We start from the raw sequence: 15,702 nt of genomic DNA on the forward strand, positions 1-15,702 counted from the left end.
GAGTCCTGCGGAAGCCGGCCGGGGTCAATTTCCTGTCGCGATGCGTGACGGCCGCGGGCCGATCCGGCATAGGAAAGGCATGGCCCGGCGCGTTCCTCCCATCCTGACCCATCTGCTGGCCCTGCTGCTGTGCCTGCAGTGGGGGATGGCCTTCGGGCATTGCCTGGCGCCACTCGGCCAGGGCGCGGGCCTCGGCCTCGAGATCTGCACCGCGGAGGGGCTGCGGACCCTGCATCTGGAGGAAGGCGAGCCCCCGGCACCGGGCGAGGCGGCGCATGACGCCTGCCCGGTCTGCCCGGCCGCCGCGGCCCCGGCCCCGCCCGTCCCCACCCTGCCGCCGGCGCCGGTCGCCTATGCGGCATTCCTGACGCCGCCGATCGCCGGCCTGCCGCCCGCCCCGGCGCGCGCGCCGCCGCAGCAGCCCCGCGCCCCTCCTGCCGCCTGACGACCACCGCGCCGCAAGCCGCGCCCCCCGTGTCGTTCAGGAGAGTCCCATGCCACCCCATCCCCGCGCCCCGCGCGGCATCACCCTGCTTGCCCTGGCCGCATCGCCGGCGGCCCTTGCGCAGCCCGCGCCCATCGCCACCGAGCCCGTCGCCACGCTGCCGGCCATCGAGGTCACGGGACAGCGCCCCGAGGCCCTGACGGCACCAGGGATCGAGGCGCAGCGCCGCGCGCTGGAGCAGACTCCGGCCGCCGTGCGCTTCGTGGACGGGCGCGCCTTCGCCAACCGCTATGCCTTCACCCTGCGTGACATGCTGGCGGATACGCCCGGGGTCTTCGTGCAGAACCGGTACGGCCAGGAATTGCGGCTTTCGGTCCGCGGCTCCGGCATCGGCCGCGGCTTCCACCTGCGCGGCGTCGAGGTGCTGCAGGACGGCATCCCGGTGAACCTGGCCGATGGCAGCGGCGATTTTTACCAGATCGACCCGCTGGCGGTGCGCAGCGCCGCGGTCTATCCGGGCGGCAATGCCCTGGCCTTCGGCAGTTCCACCCTGGGCGGCGCGATCAATTTCGTCACCCCCACGGCGCAGACCGCCGAGGCGCCGAACATCCTGCGCGCGGAGGGCGGCACATTCGGCACGTGGCGGCTTTCCGGCCAGGTCTCGCGCCAATGGGGCGACTGGGACGCGCTGGGCAGCGCCACCGTGGCGCATGCGGATGGCTGGCGGCAGCATTCCCGCAGCCAGTACGAGCAGTTCAACGCCAATATCGGCTACCGCGTCTCGGAGAATATCGAGACGCGCTTCTATGCCGGCGGCTATATCGTGCGGCAGCAGCTTCCCGGTTCGCTCAGCCTGGAGGATGCGCTGCACAACCCGCGCATCGCCAGCGCCGCGGCGCTCTCCGGCAACCAGGCGCGCAACGTCTGGGCGGAGCGCTTCGCCAACCGCACCAGCATCACTACGGAATATGGCCGCTTCGACCTGGACAGCTGGTTGATCCACAAGCGGCTCTATCACCCGATCTTCCAGGTGATCGACCAGGACGGGCTGACCTGGGGCGCCGCGCCGCGCTTCAGCACGAGCTTCGACCTGGCGGGGCTGCGCAACGACCTGGTGGTCGGGACGCGCTACTTCGCCGGCAGCAACACCGCCCTGCAATACGTGAACCTGCATGGCTCGCGCGGCCAACAGACGCTGAATTCGCGGCAGAATGCGCAGAACTACGAGGCTTTCGCCGAGAACCGGCTCTGGCTGCTGCCGGAATGGGCGCTGGTCGCCGGCGCCAAGATCTTCCGCAACGAGCGGGACTACGAGGATCTCGGCCGCGGCCTGTCCTCCAGCCGTGGCGCCGTCTCGCTCGGCCGGACCTACGACGGCTTCAATCCGCGGCTGGGCGTGCTGTGGCAGCCGCGGCCGGAGGTGCAGGCCTTCGCCAACATCACCCGCAGCGCCGATGTGCCGGATTTCACCGACCTCACCCAGACCCAATCCGGCGGCGCCACCGGCTTCGTGCCCTTGCAGGCGCAGCGGGCCTGGACCGTGGAGGTCGGCACCCGCGGCCGCTTCGACCGCTATGGCTGGGACGTGACCCTGTTCCGCTCCAATATCCGCGGGCAATTGCTGCAATCCACCACCGACCCGAGCATCCCCGCCAGCACCTTCAATGCCGGCCTCACGGTGAACCAGGGCGTGGAACTGGCCGGGCGGGTGGAATTGGCCCGTGACTTGGCGGGTGAGGGGGACCGGCTGACGCTCGGCCAGATCTGGACCTTCAACGACTTCCGCTTCCGCGGGGACCGGCAATATGGCGGCAACCGCATCGCCGGCCTGCCGCCGCATGTGCTGCGGACCACGCTCTCCTACACAAGGCCGGAGGGTTTCTTCGTGACGCCGGTGCTGGACTGGGTGCCGCAGGGCGCCTGGGCCGACTACGCCAATACGCTGCGCGCGCCCGCCTATGTGAAATTCGGGCTGGAGGCCGGGCTGACCCTGGCGTCCGGTGTCTCGGTCTTCCTCGATGCGCGGAACCTCACCAACAAGCGTTATGTCAGCGACCTCTCCACCATCACCGATGCGCGGAGCGTCGGCAGCGCGGTCTTCTATCCGGGGGGAGGGGCGGAGCGTGTATCTCGGCACGCGGGTGAGTTTCTAGGAGCAGCGCGGATGCAGGGGATCGTGGCGGCGGTGTGCCGCGGCGTGACGCATGATTTCAGCAAGCCGGTGCGGGACGCCATCTGGCTGGTGCCGGGCCTGGGGATCGAGGGCGACGCGCATCTGGGCGCCAGGGTGCAGCACCGCTCCCGCGTGGCGCGCGACCCGACCCAGCCCAATCTCCGCCAGGTGCATCTGCTGCATGAGGAACTGCATGCGGAATTGCGGGCCGCCGGCTTCGCCGTCGCGCCCGGCGAGATGGGCGAGAATGTCACCACGCGCGGCCTCGGCCTGCTGGGCCTGCCGGCGGGCACGCTGCTGCATCTCGGCGAGACCGCGGTGGTGGAGGTGACGGGGCTGCGCAACCCGTGCCGCCAGCTCGACCATTTCCGGCCGGGGCTGATGGCGGCGGTGCTGGGCCGGGACGCCCAGGGCCGGCTGGTGCGGAAGGCCGGCATCATGGGGATCGTGCTGGCCGGCGGCGTGTTGCGGCCGGGCGACCCGATCGAGGTCCGTCTGCCGGCGGCGCCGCACCGGGCGCTGGAACCCGTTTAAAGAAAGACCAGCCCCAGCACCGCGCCGCCCGCCAGGACCCAGAGCGGGCTGTAATCCGTCCGCCAGACGAAGACCGTGGAGATGGCCACCACGACCAGCGGCAGCACGCCATGGCCCTGCGCCGCCTGCGCCATGGTGACGCCGGCGGCCAGGATCAGCCCGATCGCCACCGGCACCAGCCCGGCCTGGGCCGGCTTCAGCCAGGGGGCGCCGCGCAGCCGCTGCGTCAGCCCGGCCATGCCCCAGGCCAGCACCGCGGAGGGCGCCAGCATGCCGAGCGTCGCCATCGCCATCCCGGCGCCGCCGGCGATCCGCCAGCCCATGACGCTGGCCACCAGGATATTCGGCCCCGGTGCCGCCTGCGCAAGCGCATAGAGCTGGGCGAAGGTGGCGTCGTCCAGCCAGCCGCGCAGTTCCACGACCTGCCGGTGCATCTCCGGCAGCACCGAATTGGCGCCGCCCACCGCCACCAGCGACAGGATGGAGAAGGTGGCCAGGATCTGCAGCAGCAGGGTCATCGCGCGCCCGCCTCGGCCGGGCGCCGCGCCCGTCGCAGCGCCAGGGCAATGGAGACGGGTGCCAGCACCAGCACGATCAGCGGCAGCGGCAGGCGCCACAACGCCGCGGCCAGCGCCGCCAGCACCAGGACCAGCAGCGCGTCCCATCGCAGCCTGAGCCGCCCGGCCATCTTGAAGGCGGTGCCGATCACCATGCCGGCCGCCGCCGCGGCGATGCCCGCCATGGCCGGCGCCACCTGCGGCAATTGCCCGTATCGGTCATAGAGCACGCAGAGCCCGATCAGGATGAGCAGCGGCGCCAGGTAGATCCCGGTGGTGGCCAGCAGCGCCCCGGCCAGGCCATGGAAGCGGCGGCCGATCATCACCGCCGCATTGCCGACATTCGGTCCCGGCAGCACCTGGCCGAGGCCCAGCACCTCGGCATATTCGAGCTCCGTCAGCCAGCGCCGCTCCTCGACGATGACATGCCGCGCCCAGGCGGCGACGCCGCCGAAGCCGAGCAGGCCGATCTTGAGATAGCCGAGGAACAGCTCCAGCCGGCCGGGGACCACGGTGGCATGAGGGGCGGTGGATTCAGGCAAGGCAGCTCTCCGGTGGCGGCCCGCCATGCTCGCCGGAAAGCGCCGCCGGGTCCATCCGGGGCACGGCCTTGCCGCGGTGCTGCCGCGCTGGTCTAGTCCCCGGAAAGCAGTGGGGAGAGGGACCGATGGAAATGGCGCTGGACGGGCTGATCGTCCTCGACCTCACCAATTTCCTCTCCGGCCCCTATTGCACCATGCTGCTCGGCGACATGGGCGCCGATGTCATCAAGGTGGAGCGCCCTGGCACCGGCGATGATGCCCGCCGCATGCCGCCCTTCGTCGATGGCCGCAGCGCCCCCTTCAGCCTGTGGAACCGCAACAAGCGCAGCATCGTGCTCGACCTGAAGTCGCCGGAGGATGTCGCGGTGCTGCGGCGCCTGGCGCTGCGCGCCGACGTGCTGGTCGAGAATTTCCGCCCCGGCACGCTGGACCGCGTGGGCCTCTCCCATGCCGCGCTGGATCAGGAGAATCCCAGGCTGATCTACGCCTCCATCTCCGGCTTCGGGCAGGACGGTCCCTGGGCGGCGCATGGCGGGCTCGACATGATGGCGCAGGGGATGTCCGGGCTGATGGCCGGCAATGGGCCGCCGAAGGGCGAGCCCTATCGGCTGCCGATCGCCGTCACCGATGTCACGGCGGGGATGTTCACCGCCATCGCCATCCTCGGTGCCCTCGCGGCGCGGGGCCGGACCGGGCGCGGCCAGCGGATCGACCAGTCGCTGCTGGAATCCGGCCTGGCGCTCGGCGTCTATGAGGCGGCGCATGTGCTGAGCCAGGGCACCCGGCCGGAGCGGCTGGGCCAGTTGCATCGCGGCTCGGCGCCCTACCGGGTCTTCCGCACCCGCGACGGCTGGATCACGCTTGGTGCCTCGAAGGAGAAATTCTGGCGCGCGCTCTGCGGGATCATCGGCCGGCCGGAACTGGCCGAGGACCCGCGCTTCGCCGTCAATGCGCAGCGGGTGGCGAACAACGCGGCGCTGATCCCGATCCTGCAGGACTGCCTGGCGCGGCAGGACAGTGCGCATTGGCTGGCCGCCTTCAGCCAGGCCGGCATCCCCTCCGAGCCGGTGCTGGCCTATGACGAGGCGCTGGCGCATCCCCAGGCGGTGGCGCGCGGCGTGGTAGCGGAGATCGAGGACCCGGAGCACGGCACCATCCGCACCCTGGCGCCGCCGGTGCGGCTGGAGGGCACGCCGGCCCGGCTGCGGCGAAGGGCACCCGACCTTGGCGAGCACGGCGCGGAAATCCGCGCCTGGCTGGAAGAAGGCTAGTGGTCCGATCCTGACACTTGGTTCCCAAGTGTCAGGTGGATCGGCCCACAAAATGAACGGCTAGTGGTGCGTGCCAGGCGGTAACAACCGTCTGGCACGCACCACTAGGCCGCGTCGCCGGACGCCCGCTTCGCCCCCTGGCTGTCAGGCAGCGGCAAGGTCGTGCCGGATCCACTCGACGGCCGAGCCATGCCGCGGCGTCCAGCCGAAGCGGCTGCGCGCGCGCTTCCCGCGCACCCGGCTGTTCGAGCCGAGCGAGAACACGGCATGCGCGCGGCCCCATTCGGCGATGGCTGTCTCGGCCGGCAGCGACACCGCCGGGCCCAGGTGCAGCGCCTCGCCGATCGCATCCGCCATGTCGCGGAAGGCCGATTCGCCGTTCTCCACGAAGCAGAAGGCGCCGGCCTCCGCCTGCTCGACGGCCAGGCGGTAGAGTTCCGCGACATCGGCGATATGGACCGTGGACCAGCGGTTCAGGCCGCGGCCGATATGGCCGGCCCTACCGCTCCGGCGCGCCCGCGCCACCAGCCGGGGCAGTTGCACGCTCTCCGCCGGCACGCCGAGCGAATGGCCGTAGATGAGGCTGTTGCACAGCACGACCGGGCGCAGGCCCGGCGCGCCGAGGACGAAGCGGTCCAGCGCCACACGGGCCGCCTTGTCCGGCGCGGGGGTAAATTCCCGTCTCCTCGTCGAAGACCCGCTCGGAGGGCTCACCCATCGCCTCGTCGCCGACGATGCTGCTGCCGCTGGTATGAACGAGCGGCCTGCCCGAGCCGGCCAGGCCCGCGACCAGCGCCTCCACGGCGCCGCGATGGTCGCTGCTGGCGGCATTGACCACGGCATCGGCCGCCCGCGCCTCGCGGGTGAGGAGCGCCGCGTCGTCCAGGGTACCGATCACCGGCTCGACGCCGATCGCGCGGACCGCCGCCGCTTTGCCGGGGTCGCGGAGCAGGCCGCGCACCCCATGCCCGGCGGCGATCAGCCGCGCGGCGACGGAGCTGCCGATGAAGCCGCTCGCGCCCGTCAGGAAGATGTTCATGGGTGATCCCCGGGTCCGGCCATGCGGATGGATGCCCCCGGATGATCCTCAGGCCGGCACGGCGGGGCCGTGCGGGTCGTTGTGGATGCGGCGCAGGCGCCAGCCGAAGCCGATCAGCAGCACCCCCATCATGATCGCCTGCAACCCTACCAGCCAGATCAGCGCCAGCAGGCCGGGCCCCGGGGCGGCGATCAGCCAGGCGCCGATGAGGATGCTGACCGCGCCGAGCAGGCCCATCCACAGGCTGCCCATGCGGAAGGCCATGACCAGCCGCATCACGCCGATGACGATGCCCCAGACAGCGACCACCAGCACCAGGGCAAAGGCCGAGGCGACAGGCGAGAACAGCAGGAAGGCCGCGGCGGCCAGGGAGACGATGCCATCCACCCAGACCCAGAACCCATGCCGCCCCGAGGTGCCCTTGGCCGCCTGGTAGAGCGTGGCCACGCCCTCCACCGCCATCCAGGCGGCCAGGAAGCCCAGGATGACGGCGAGGCCGAGCCCCGGCGCCAGGAAGGCCAGCACCCCGAACAGGATCGCCGCCACGCCGCGCAGCAGGAACAGCCACCAGCCGCGTGCCAGCATCCGCACCATGGCGAAGCGTTCGGTCGGTTGGGGCGTAACCAGGGGGGGTGTCCGACATGGCGAAGCGCATCCCGAGCAGGACCGGCGCCGGCATCAGGCGGCCGTCATTCCCCTGCTAGACCGGGCGGGCCGCCCATTCCAGGAATGAAGCCCGGGGGGCACGTCAACTTGAAGGACATTGCGGAAGGCGGGCGGTGGTGGAGCTGAGCGGGATCGAACCGCTGACCTCGTCATTGCGAACGACGCGCTCTCCCAACTGAGCTACAGCCCCGCGCCACCCGGCGCCAGGATCGCCGGCGCCACCGGCACCAGGATCAACCGCCCTGCGACGGCCGGCTAGATGCCTCCGCCCCGGGGCGAAGTCAAGGGTGCCGGCGCTGCCGCCGCGCTTGTCCCACCGCCGCGCCGCCACTAGGTTGCGGCGGCGTTCCCAGCGGGGTTGATGATGTTCCTGGATGCGGTTTTCTTCCTGGTCAGGGCGGCGCTCGACCTGTTCTGGTGGGCGGTGCTGCTGGCGGTGATCGTCCAGATGCTCATCAGCTTCAACGTGCTGGATACCCGCAACCGTATCGTCTGGACCGTGGCGGATTTCCTCTACCGCCTCACCGAGCCGGCCTTCGACCGGGTGCGGCGGGTGCTGCCCAATTTCGGCCCCGTTGATCTCTCGCCGCTGGTGGTGCTGCTGCTCATCACAGCCGCCGAGATGCTGGTGAATGCCCTGCAGAACCGCCTGATCCTGTCCGGCGCGTATTTCTAGCCGGTGTGGTGGAAGGCCGGGCCGGGGGGGCGTCACGGTGTGGGTGAAGGTGCAGCCGCGGGCGCGGCGGCCGGGCCTCGGCAGCGTGGTGCCGGCCGCCAACGGGCCGCGGCTCCGCCTCGCCGTCACCGAGCCGCCGGAGGATGGCCGCGCCAATGCCGCCGCCTGCGCCGCGCTGGCCCGGGCGCTCGGGGTGCCGCCCTCGGCCGTTTCGGTGGCGCAGGGGGCCGCGGCGCGGGAGAAGACCCTGATGGTGGTGGGCGACCCCGTTGCCCTGGCGGCAAGACTGGAGAGTTTCGCATGACAGCCAGCATCATCGACGGCAAGGCCGTGGCCGCCCGGCTGCGCGCCAGCCTGGCCGAGCGCGTGGCGCATCTGCCCTTCCGGCCGGGGCTCCGCGTGGTGCGGGTCGGCGACGACCCGGCAAGCGGTGTCTATGTCCGCAACAAGGACCGCGCCGCCGCCGCCGCCGGCTTCGACAGCGCCACTCTGCAACTGCCCGCCGACACGGATGAGGATACCCTGGTCGACCTGGTGGCCGAGTTGAACACCGATCCGGTGGTGGACGGCATCCTGGTGCAGCTCCCCCTGCCGCCGCAGATCCGCCAGGACGCGGTGATCGCCGCCATCGACCCGGCCAAGGACGTGGACGGCTTCCACCCGCTGAATGCCGGGCGCCTGGCCATGGGCGCGCCGCTGCACCGGCCCGCTTTGGTGCCCTGCACGCCCAAGGGGGTGATGCACCTGCTGCGGGAGGCCGGGGCCAGGCTGCCGGGGGCGCGGGCGGTGGTGCTCGGCCGCAGCCAGATCGTCGGCCGGCCGATGCTGCAATTGCTGCTGGCCGCGGATTGCAGCGTGACCGTGCTGCATTCCCGCTCCCGCGACCTTGCCGCCGAATGCCGGCGGGCGGAGATCCTGGTGGCGGCGGTCGGCCGGCCGGAACTGGTGCGCGGCGACTGGATCGGCGAGGGCGCGGTGGTGATCGATGTCGGCATCAACCGGCTGCCCGAGGGCCGGCTGGTCGGCGACGTGGCCTTCGCCGAGGCGCGGGAGCGGGCCGCCGCCATCACCCCGGTGCCGGGCGGTGTCGGCCCCATGACCATCGCCTGCCTTTTGGAGAATACGCTGGAGGCGGCGCTGGCCCGGCGCGGCGCGGCGGGCTAGGGGCGCGCCGCCGATGGCCGGCTTCGGCCTCGGCCTGTTGTTCGTGGCGATCTGGGCCTCGGCCTTCACCGCCATCAGGGGCGTGGTGCCGGAATGGCAGCCGCTAACCGCGCTGGCCGTGCGCTTCGTGATCGTGACGCCGATCCTGGCGGCGATCGTGCTCTGGCGGCGGGGGCGCTGGCCGGGGCGGGCGGATGCGCTGCGGCTGGTGGCTATGGGGGTCTTCGGCACGGCGGGCTACCTGGCCGGCGCCTGGATGGCCGGGGCCATCCTGCCCACCGGGCTGGTGGCGCTGCTTTGCGCCACCGCGCCGTTGTTCGTGGCGGCGGGCGAGGTGCTGGTGCTGCGCCGGGAGCTGCCGGGGCTGGCCTGGCTCGGCCTCGGCCTCGGCTGGCTGGGGGTGGCGGTGCTCGGGCTCGGCCGGGCCATGGAGGCGGGGATGCCGGGCGGGCTGGCGACGGCGGCGGGCGGGCTCGGGCTGCTGCTGGCGCTGGGCGGCGCGCTGTCCCAGGCGGTGGGCATCCTGGCCTTCGCCCCGGCCCGCGCCCGGCTCGACCCCTGGACCGTCAATGCGGGGCAGAGCGGCGTGGCCGCGCTGGCGCTGCTGCTGCTGGCCGTGCTGGCCGAGCCGCATTGGCCAGGCCCGCCGAGCCTGACCCTGGTGCTGGCCATGGTCTGGTCGGTGCTGGTGGTGGGGGTGGGCGGCTATGCGCTGTATTTCGTCATGCTGCGGCGGCTGCCGCCGGCCAGCGCGGCTTCCCTGCAATTGCTGGCGCCGCCGCTGGCCGCGGTATTCGGCTGGGCGCTGCTGGGGGAGCGGCTGGGCTGGTGGGACGTGGCGGGCGGCGCGGTGACGCTGGCGGGGCTGGCGCTGCTGTTCCGGGCGCGGCGGGTTTGAGGAATTTTATTCAAAACGGCCTCAGGCGCGGCGCCGGGGTGGCGGCGGAAACCCAGGCGGGCGGCCGGCGCGGGGGCGCCGGCCGTTTTAGGATTTTGGGATTTTAGCGTTTTACCGGGGCCGCGTTCCGGGGGGCGGGCGTGGTTCGGATGGTGATTCTTGGAACGTATCAGGAACTCTCTGCCAACGCCAGGGTTTCCGGCAGCGGCCACGCATCCGCTGTTTCATAAAGTCGGCAAAGCTCGATCGAGAAGGCGCGGCGCAACGCCAATGCCTCCCTCTCCGGCAGCCAGCGGGCGACAGAATGGAAACGCATCTCGGCCAGTGCGGAGCGTGTCAGGTTTGGCCAGGGCAAGGCTTCCGCGGCACGGACCTGCGCCAGGGTGGACTCCAACTCACCCCTGATTCGCTGGATAAAATCCTCTGGTGGGGGCGCGGCGCCCTCTGCCCCATGGCCCTGATCGAACAGGTCGGGTTGAGGGGCAAACAGGTCGGGCTGCCGACCGAGTCGCTGACCGATCATGATCCCATCCTAGACACTCACCAAACCGGTGAACAGGGTTGTCAGCTTCGTAACGTGCACGCATCCTCGCCGCATGTCCGAGCATTGGCGTCAACACGAATTGCCTGATCTGGTTGCGCGCCTCGCCGCCCGCCCGGGTCATGAAGCTGTCAGGACCCTGGTGACAACCCTGCTGGTCCAGGGGCTTGGGGTGCGGTGGGAGGAACTGGACCACGAAGTCCGGATGCCGGAGATTCGGGGCCGCGCCGATACCCTGTTCGGCGCCACCGTGTTCGAGTTCAAGCACGACCTCCGCGCTGAAATGCGTGACGTGCAGGCCAGGCTGCCTGACTACCTCACAGAGCGGCAACGCCAATCCGGCCGTGGCATCATCGGCATCGCCACCGATGGGGCGAGTTTCATCGCCTATGAAATGCGGAATGGGCAGCTTATCGAATTCAGCCGGCATGAGCCGAGGCCGGAGCGGGCGGAGGCGCTGCTCGCCTGGCTGGAACCCGCGCTGACCACACGTGACGACCTGCCGCCCGAACCTTTGTCGATCCAGCGGGAACTGGGCCGGGAAAGCCTCACATTCGGCCGCGCCCATGCGGTGCTGGCCGCATTGTGGGAGAGGCTCGGCAATCATCCCGAGGTGCGGCTGAAGCGCCAGCTTTGGGATGGGTTGCTGCGGGAGGTCTATGGCGCCCCGGCCGGCGATGACGTGCTGTTCCTGCAACACACCTATCTGACCATCGTCGCCAAGACGGTGGCTGCCCGAGTGCTGGGCCTGCGCACCACCGATGCGGCGGCGATCCTTTCCGGCCAAACCCTGCGAGATGACGGCATCCACGGCGCCGTGGAGAGCGACTTCTTCGATTGGGTCCTGCAAGTGCCCGAGGGGTGCGACCTGGTGCTGCGCCTGGCCCGGCAAGCGGCGCGGTTCGACCTGCGGCGGGCCGAGGTCGATGTGCTGAAGGCGCTGTATGAAAGCCTGATCGACCGGCGGGACAGGCATGGCCTCGGTGAATACTATACGCCGGACTGGCTGGCCGCGAAGGTGACGGCGCGGGCCGTGGCGGCGCCGCTGGACCAGCGCGTGCTGGACCCCGCCTGCGGCTCGGGCACCTTCCTGTTCCATGCGGTGCGGCGGTTGCAGGCGGCGGCGCGGCAGGCGGGGTGGCCGGCCGCCCGCATGGTGCGGGCGGCCACCGAACAAGTGCGTGGCATCGATGTGCATCCCGTGGCGGTCATCATCGCCCGGGTCACCTGGCTGCTGGCGCTCGGCGACGACGTGGCGAATCGCGAGGGCGAACTGCATGTGCCGGTTTTCCTGGGCGATGCGATGCAGTGGAACCTGCGCGAGACGGTGAGCAGCCGGGACGTGGTGGTGCAGGTGCCGGATGGCAGGCCACTGCATGTGCCGGCTGGCCTGGCGGAGGATCAGGCCCTGTTCGACCGCAGCGTGGGCGCCTTGACCGAGGGGTTGGCTGACGACGCATCGGCCGAACAGATGGAGCGGCGGCTGCGGCGGCTTCCCGGCGTGGCGGAGACGGACGCGGCGGCGATGGCCGCGACCTATGCCCAGCTTCAGGTGCTCTACCGGGCGGGGCGGGACGGTATCTGGCCCTTCGTGCTGCGCAACCTGGCGAGGCCGCTCTGGCTCTCGCGGCCGGAGCAGCGGGCGGATGTGGTGCTGGGCAACCCGCCCTGGGTCGCCTATCGGCATATGAGCGCGGAGATGCAGGCGCGAATGAGAAGCGCCTGCGAGAGGCTGCGGCTCTGGGTGGGCGGTGCGCTGGCGACGCAGCAGGACCTCTCGGCGCTGTTCTGGGCCAGGGCCGCGCATCGCTACCTCAAGCCGGGCGGGACCATAGCCTTCGTCATGCCACGCCCGGCGCTCAACCGGCCGGCCTTCGCCGGGTTGCGCAGCGGCGACATGCGCGATGTGCGGGTGCGGATCGAGGAGGCGTGGAGCCTGGACAACCAAGATGTCTCGCCGCTCTTTCCGGTGCCGGCCTGCGTGCTGATCGGGCGGCGGGATGCGCTCGGGCCGCCGCCGCAGCGGATCATGCGGGTGGTCGGCGCCCTGCCGGGCCGCGATGCGACGGAGGCCATGGCGGACCGGGTGCTGGAATGGCGGGACGCGGCCTGGCCGGCGGGTCCGACCCTGGCCGCCGCCTCGCCCTACCGGGCGCGATTCAAGCAGGGCGCGACGATCGTCCCGCGCCGCTTCTTCATCGTGGAGCGCGAGGCGGGCGGGCGGCTCGGGCCAAGCCGGGCGGCGCCGCGGGTACGTGGGCGGGCGGGTCGGCTGGACAAGCGGCCCTGGACCGGGGTCGAGCCGCCGAGCGGCCCGGTGGAGGCGGCGTTCCAGCGGCCGGTGCTGCTGGGCGAGGGCATCGGCCCCTTCCGGCTGCTGCCGCGCGAGGTGCTTGGCGTGGTGCCGGTGGATGCCGAGGGGAGGGTGCTGGATGCCAAGGCGGCGGCGCGCGAAGGGCACCGCCACCTCGCCGCCTGGCTGCGTGACGTGGAGGCGAAATGGGCGGCGCATGCGGCGCAACGAACCGATGGGACGCTGCGGATGACCTTGGCGGAGAGGCTCGACCATCTTCGTGGCTTGTCGCAGCAGGTGCCGGTGGCGGGGCTGCGGGTAGCCTACAGCAAGGCGGGCATCTTCCTAACCGCCGCCATCATCGAGGATGCGACGATGATCGTCGATCACATGGCGTACTGGACCGCGGCATACAGCATGGCTGAGGCGCGCTATCTTACTGCGGTGCTGAACAGCGAGACGGTGCGCGCCCGGGTGGCACCGTTGCAGTCGCGCGGCGAGGGCGGCGCCCGCCACTTCGACAATCTGGCCTGGGAACTCCCCATCCCCCTCTTCGACCGGGGCAACTCCCTGCACCGGGACATGGCCGAGGCTGCCGCGAGGGCGGAACACGTTGCCGCCGCCGTGGCACTGGACGAGGGCGCACATTTCCCCCGGCAACGCCGCGCCATCCGGGATGCGCTGGCCCTGGACGGCATCGCGGCTGTCATTGATGACTTGGTCGAGCAATTGCTGGCTGCGCCCTGGCGGGCTGCGGCGGCGGAACTCCGTCCGGCAGGAGGGCACGGCTGAAGCGGCACTCGGCCGCTCCCGCCTACTCCCCTCGCGCCACCGCCCGCATCGCCGCCGCCGTGGCGTGGTCGCGCGGGTGCTCGCTCGCCTCCAGCCCGGCGATGGCGCCGTCGCGGTCCTGGGCCGGGCGGTTCTGGCTGAGCTTGCGCTTGCCGGTCAGCCGCTCGATCCGCAGCGCCAGGCCGACGATGCCCTTCAACTGCCCCGCCACGAAGGCCGCGGGCGCATCGGCCACCTGCCAGGGCCGCGGCTGCGCCGCCTCCTGCGCCTCGGTCAGGCCGCGGACGATGCCGAGCAGCCGGGCCGGATCCTGGATGATCTCGACCGGGCCCTCGGCCTGCACCACCTCGTAATTCCAGGTGGGCACCACTCGGTGGTGCTCGGCCTTGGAGGGGTACCAGTTGGGCGAGACATAGGCATCCGGGCCGCGGAACACCGCGAGGGCCCGGCCGGCTTCCGCCAGCGCCCGCCAATGCGGGTTGGCGCGCGCCACATGACCGAGCAGCAGGCCCTGCGGCCCTTCCTCCGGCAGCAGGGTCAGCGGCAGATGCGTGATGTCGGGCACCCCGCCGGCGCCGTTCGAGACCAGCAGGGCCAGGCGGGCCTGGCGGATCAGGGCGTGCAGGATCTCCGGGCGGTCCTCCCGGAAGGCGGGTGGTTCGTAGAACATGGCGGCAGGGTGGCCGTTTCGCCGGCGCCCCGCAACCGCCAGGGGACGACACCTGATGCCTATTGGGGCCGCCCGGGGTGGGGCTTGGAGTCCTGCTCGGTCTTGGCGGCGGCCTGTTCGGTGGCGGCGCGGTCGTCGGTGGGCCGGCCCTTCGGCTCCGCTTCGCCGGCCGCGCCGGCGGATTCGCCCTGCGGCGTGCCGCGGGCCTTCTCCTGCTCGGTCCAGCCCGGCTTGGTGGGTTCATCCTTCTGGCCCGCGGGCATCGTCACCTCCGGTCAAGCGAAGCCGAAGCGCGGGGCCAGGGGGGTGGTTCCTTGGGCGTGGCGCCATGCCGGCTTGACGCGGGGCGAAGCCGCGCCTTCCCTTGCCGCAACGTCCAGGGAAACACCGGGCCATGACATCAGGAAGGAACGCCATGCCAGGGCGCCGCGGGCTGCTCGCCGGCCTCGCACCGCTGCTGGCCGCGCCGCGCCTGGCCGTGGCCCAAGGGGAGCTATCGGGGGAGCCGGCCCCAGGTGCGCAGGCCTGGCCGAACCGGCCAATCCGCGTCATCGCGCCCTATTCGCCGGGCGGCCAGTCCGACACCGTGATCCGCATGCTGCAGGCGCGGATGCAGGAATTCCTCGGCCAGCCGATCGTGATCGAGAACCGCACCGGTGCCGGCGGCACCATCGGCGCCGGCATCGTCGCCCAGGCGCCGCCGGATGGCTATACGCTGCTCTTCGAGAGCTTCAGCTTCGTGGTGGTGCCCTTCATCGCCAAGGGCCTGCACTTCAACTACGAAACCGCCTTCGTGCCGGTGGCCCAGGCGGTGGCGCTGCCCTATGTGCTGATCGTGCGGCGCGACTTCCCGGCCCGCGACTTGGCGGGTTTCGTGGCAGCGGCGAAGGCGGCGCCGAGCCCCGTCACCTACGGCACCCCCGGCATCGGCACCCCGGGGCACCTGGCCGGCGCGCTGCTGGCCTCGCGCGCCGGCATCCGGCTGGAGCACGTGCCCTATCGCGGCGGCCAGGACGCGGCGCGGGACCTGGTGGCCGGGCAGATCGACGCCGCCATCAGCACCGCCAATACGCTGCGGCCGCTGGTGCAGGATGGCCGCGCGCACGGCATCGCCCTGACCAGCGCCGAGCGGCGCGGCAGCATGGCGGAACTGCCGACCATCGCCGAAACCTATCCCGGCTTCGACATCACCAGTTGGAACGGGCTGTTCGCGGTGGCCGGCACGCCGGAGCCCATCCTGCGGCGGCTGGAGGCGGCGGTGCACCACGCCAACGCGGACCCCGAATTGCGCCGCCGCCTGGCGCTGACCGGCAACGACGCCGTCACCGAAAGCAGCGCCGATTTCGCCGCGCGCATCCGGCGGGAACGCGAGGTGGTGCGGCGGATCGTGCAGGAGACCGGCATCCGCATCGAGTAGCGCAACCGGCAGCGGCCCCGGGCG

General features: G+C 71.7%; 16 protein-coding genes, 1 tRNA gene and 1 pseudogene. 9 read left to right on the top strand and 9 right to left on the bottom strand.

From position 1 onward, the window contains the following. Window positions 1-79: 79 nt before the first annotated feature. Window positions 80-445: a DUF2946 family protein gene (locus KSF81_RS10570; RefSeq protein ID WP_217378943.1), complete on the top strand. Its 366-nt coding sequence runs from the start codon at window positions 80-82 to the stop codon at window positions 443-445. A 49-nt stretch (window positions 446-494) separates the two neighbouring features. After that, a complete protein-coding gene (locus KSF81_RS10575) occupies window positions 495-3,152 on the top strand; it encodes a TonB-dependent receptor domain-containing protein (RefSeq protein WP_217378944.1) in 2,658 nt (885 codons plus the stop codon). On the opposite strand, the gene KSF81_RS10580 is transcribed toward KSF81_RS10575, so the two are convergent. Then, on the bottom strand, window positions 3,149-3,670 hold the full coding sequence (locus KSF81_RS10580; RefSeq protein ID WP_217378945.1) for a chromate transporter: 522 nt from the start codon (window positions 3,668-3,670) through the stop codon (window positions 3,149-3,151). The two genes, KSF81_RS10575 and KSF81_RS10580, sit on opposite strands and share 4 nt — an antisense overlap. Then, window positions 3,667-4,251 carry a chromate transporter gene (locus KSF81_RS10585; RefSeq protein WP_217378946.1) on the bottom strand — a complete coding sequence of 195 codons (585 nt, stop codon included), beginning with the start codon at window positions 4,249-4,251 and terminating at the stop codon, window positions 3,667-3,669. The genes KSF81_RS10580 and KSF81_RS10585 overlap by 4 nt, the downstream gene beginning before the upstream one ends. A 125-nt stretch (window positions 4,252-4,376) precedes the next feature. On the opposite strand from KSF81_RS10585, the gene KSF81_RS10590 reads away from it, so the two are divergent. Then, window positions 4,377-5,522, top strand: a complete 1,146-nt coding sequence (locus KSF81_RS10590; protein ID WP_217378947.1) for a CaiB/BaiF CoA-transferase family protein — start codon at window positions 4,377-4,379, stop codon at window positions 5,520-5,522. A gap of 144 nt (window positions 5,523-5,666) precedes the next feature. On the opposite strand, the gene KSF81_RS31135 is transcribed toward KSF81_RS10590, so the two are convergent. From KSF81_RS31135 to KSF81_RS10605, 4 genes and pseudogenes are all read right to left on the bottom strand, one after another. After that, window positions 5,667-6,167, bottom strand: coding sequence for a hypothetical protein (locus tag KSF81_RS31135; RefSeq protein WP_305801259.1), 501 nt, complete (start codon window positions 6,165-6,167; stop codon window positions 5,667-5,669). Window positions 6,168-6,345: 178 nt separating this feature from the next. Next, a pseudogene (locus KSF81_RS31140) lies at window positions 6,346-6,561 on the bottom strand (NAD(P)H-binding protein); the annotation flags it as partial. Window positions 6,562-6,609: 48 nt separating this feature from the next. Next, on the bottom strand, window positions 6,610-7,155 hold the full coding sequence (locus tag KSF81_RS10600; RefSeq protein WP_217378948.1) for an HdeD family acid-resistance protein: 546 nt from the start codon (window positions 7,153-7,155) through the stop codon (window positions 6,610-6,612). A 186-nt stretch (window positions 7,156-7,341) separates the two neighbouring features. Continuing rightward, window positions 7,342-7,417 (bottom strand) — tRNA-Ala (locus KSF81_RS10605). Window positions 7,418-7,588: 171 nt separating this feature from the next. On the opposite strand from KSF81_RS10605, the gene KSF81_RS10610 reads away from it, so the two are divergent. The 4 genes from KSF81_RS10610 to KSF81_RS10625 are packed head-to-tail and all read left to right on the top strand — an operon-like array spanning window position 7,589 to window position 9,965. Then, a complete protein-coding gene (locus tag KSF81_RS10610; RefSeq protein ID WP_254453455.1) occupies window positions 7,589-7,903 on the top strand; it encodes a YggT family protein in 315 nt (104 codons plus the stop codon). 37 nt (window positions 7,904-7,940) lie between these two features. Further along, complete coding sequence (locus tag KSF81_RS10615) at window positions 7,941-8,207, top strand: DUF167 family protein (RefSeq protein WP_309139537.1); 267 nt, start codon at window positions 7,941-7,943, stop codon at window positions 8,205-8,207. Next, entirely contained in the window at window positions 8,204-9,067 is an 864-nt protein-coding gene (gene folD / locus KSF81_RS10620; RefSeq protein WP_217378949.1) for a bifunctional methylenetetrahydrofolate dehydrogenase/methenyltetrahydrofolate cyclohydrolase FolD, read from the top strand. Before KSF81_RS10615 ends, folD begins: the two co-directional genes overlap by 4 nt. A gap of 13 nt (window positions 9,068-9,080) precedes the next feature. Further along, complete coding sequence (locus KSF81_RS10625) at window positions 9,081-9,965, top strand: DMT family transporter (protein WP_217378950.1); 885 nt, start codon at window positions 9,081-9,083, stop codon at window positions 9,963-9,965. Window positions 9,966-10,134: 169 nt separating this feature from the next. Here the strand turns inward: KSF81_RS10625 and KSF81_RS10630 are convergent, their stop codons facing one another. Then, window positions 10,135-10,488 carry a hypothetical protein gene (locus tag KSF81_RS10630; protein WP_217378951.1) on the bottom strand — a complete coding sequence of 118 codons (354 nt, stop codon included), beginning with the start codon at window positions 10,486-10,488 and terminating at the stop codon, window positions 10,135-10,137. A 160-nt stretch (window positions 10,489-10,648) separates the two neighbouring features. Here KSF81_RS10630 and KSF81_RS10635 point away from each other — a divergent pair, with 160 nt between their 5' ends. Continuing rightward, the gene (locus tag KSF81_RS10635; RefSeq protein ID WP_217378952.1) at window positions 10,649-13,591 is read left to right on the top strand and encodes an N-6 DNA methylase; all 2,943 of its coding nucleotides are present in this window, start codon (window positions 10,649-10,651) and stop codon (window positions 13,589-13,591) included. Window positions 13,592-13,613: 22 nt separating this feature from the next. On the opposite strand, the gene KSF81_RS10640 is transcribed toward KSF81_RS10635, so the two are convergent. Then, complete coding sequence (locus KSF81_RS10640; RefSeq protein WP_217378953.1) at window positions 13,614-14,261, bottom strand: FMN-binding negative transcriptional regulator; 648 nt, start codon at window positions 14,259-14,261, stop codon at window positions 13,614-13,616. Window positions 14,262-14,320: 59 nt separating this feature from the next. Next, a complete protein-coding gene (locus KSF81_RS10645; protein WP_217378954.1) occupies window positions 14,321-14,524 on the bottom strand; it encodes a hypothetical protein in 204 nt (67 codons plus the stop codon). Window positions 14,525-14,676: 152 nt separating this feature from the next. Between KSF81_RS10645 and KSF81_RS10650 the strand changes: the two genes are divergently transcribed. Further along, entirely contained in the window at window positions 14,677-15,678 is a 1,002-nt protein-coding gene (locus KSF81_RS10650) for a tripartite tricarboxylate transporter substrate binding protein (RefSeq protein ID WP_217378955.1), read from the top strand. The last annotated feature ends 24 nt before the right edge of the window (window positions 15,679-15,702 follow it).

Origin of the sequence: Siccirubricoccus sp. G192 (assembly GCF_019084075.1) — a bacterium.
In the GTDB taxonomy this organism is placed as follows: Bacteria; Pseudomonadota; Alphaproteobacteria; order Acetobacterales; family Acetobacteraceae; genus G192.

What these genes read in the sequence shown, in the direction of transcription:
- KSF81_RS10570 (WP_217378943.1), top strand. Translation starts at nt 80, where the DNA reads ATGGCCCGGCGCGTTCCTCCCATCCTGACCCATCTGCTGGCCCTGCTG.
- KSF81_RS10575 (WP_217378944.1), top strand. Translation starts at nt 495, where the DNA reads ATGCCACCCCATCCCCGCGCCCCGCGCGGCATCACCCTGCTTGCCCTG.
- KSF81_RS10580 (WP_217378945.1), bottom strand. Translation starts at nt 3,670, where the DNA reads ATGACCCTGCTGCTGCAGATCCTGGCCACCTTCTCCATCCTGTCGCTG.
- KSF81_RS10590 (WP_217378947.1), top strand. Translation starts at nt 4,377, where the DNA reads ATGGAAATGGCGCTGGACGGGCTGATCGTCCTCGACCTCACCAATTTC.
- KSF81_RS10600 (WP_217378948.1), bottom strand. Translation starts at nt 7,155, where the DNA reads ATGGTGCGGATGCTGGCACGCGGCTGGTGGCTGTTCCTGCTGCGCGGC.
- KSF81_RS10610 (WP_254453455.1), top strand. Translation starts at nt 7,589, where the DNA reads ATGATGTTCCTGGATGCGGTTTTCTTCCTGGTCAGGGCGGCGCTCGAC.
- folD (WP_217378949.1), top strand. Translation starts at nt 8,204, where the DNA reads ATGACAGCCAGCATCATCGACGGCAAGGCCGTGGCCGCCCGGCTGCGC.
- KSF81_RS10625 (WP_217378950.1), top strand. Translation starts at nt 9,081, where the DNA reads ATGGCCGGCTTCGGCCTCGGCCTGTTGTTCGTGGCGATCTGGGCCTCG.
- KSF81_RS10630 (WP_217378951.1), bottom strand. Translation starts at nt 10,488, where the DNA reads ATGATCGGTCAGCGACTCGGTCGGCAGCCCGACCTGTTTGCCCCTCAA.
- KSF81_RS10640 (WP_217378953.1), bottom strand. Translation starts at nt 14,261, where the DNA reads ATGTTCTACGAACCACCCGCCTTCCGGGAGGACCGCCCGGAGATCCTG.
- KSF81_RS10645 (WP_217378954.1), bottom strand. Translation starts at nt 14,524, where the DNA reads ATGCCCGCGGGCCAGAAGGATGAACCCACCAAGCCGGGCTGGACCGAG.
- KSF81_RS10650 (WP_217378955.1), top strand. Translation starts at nt 14,677, where the DNA reads ATGCCAGGGCGCCGCGGGCTGCTCGCCGGCCTCGCACCGCTGCTGGCC.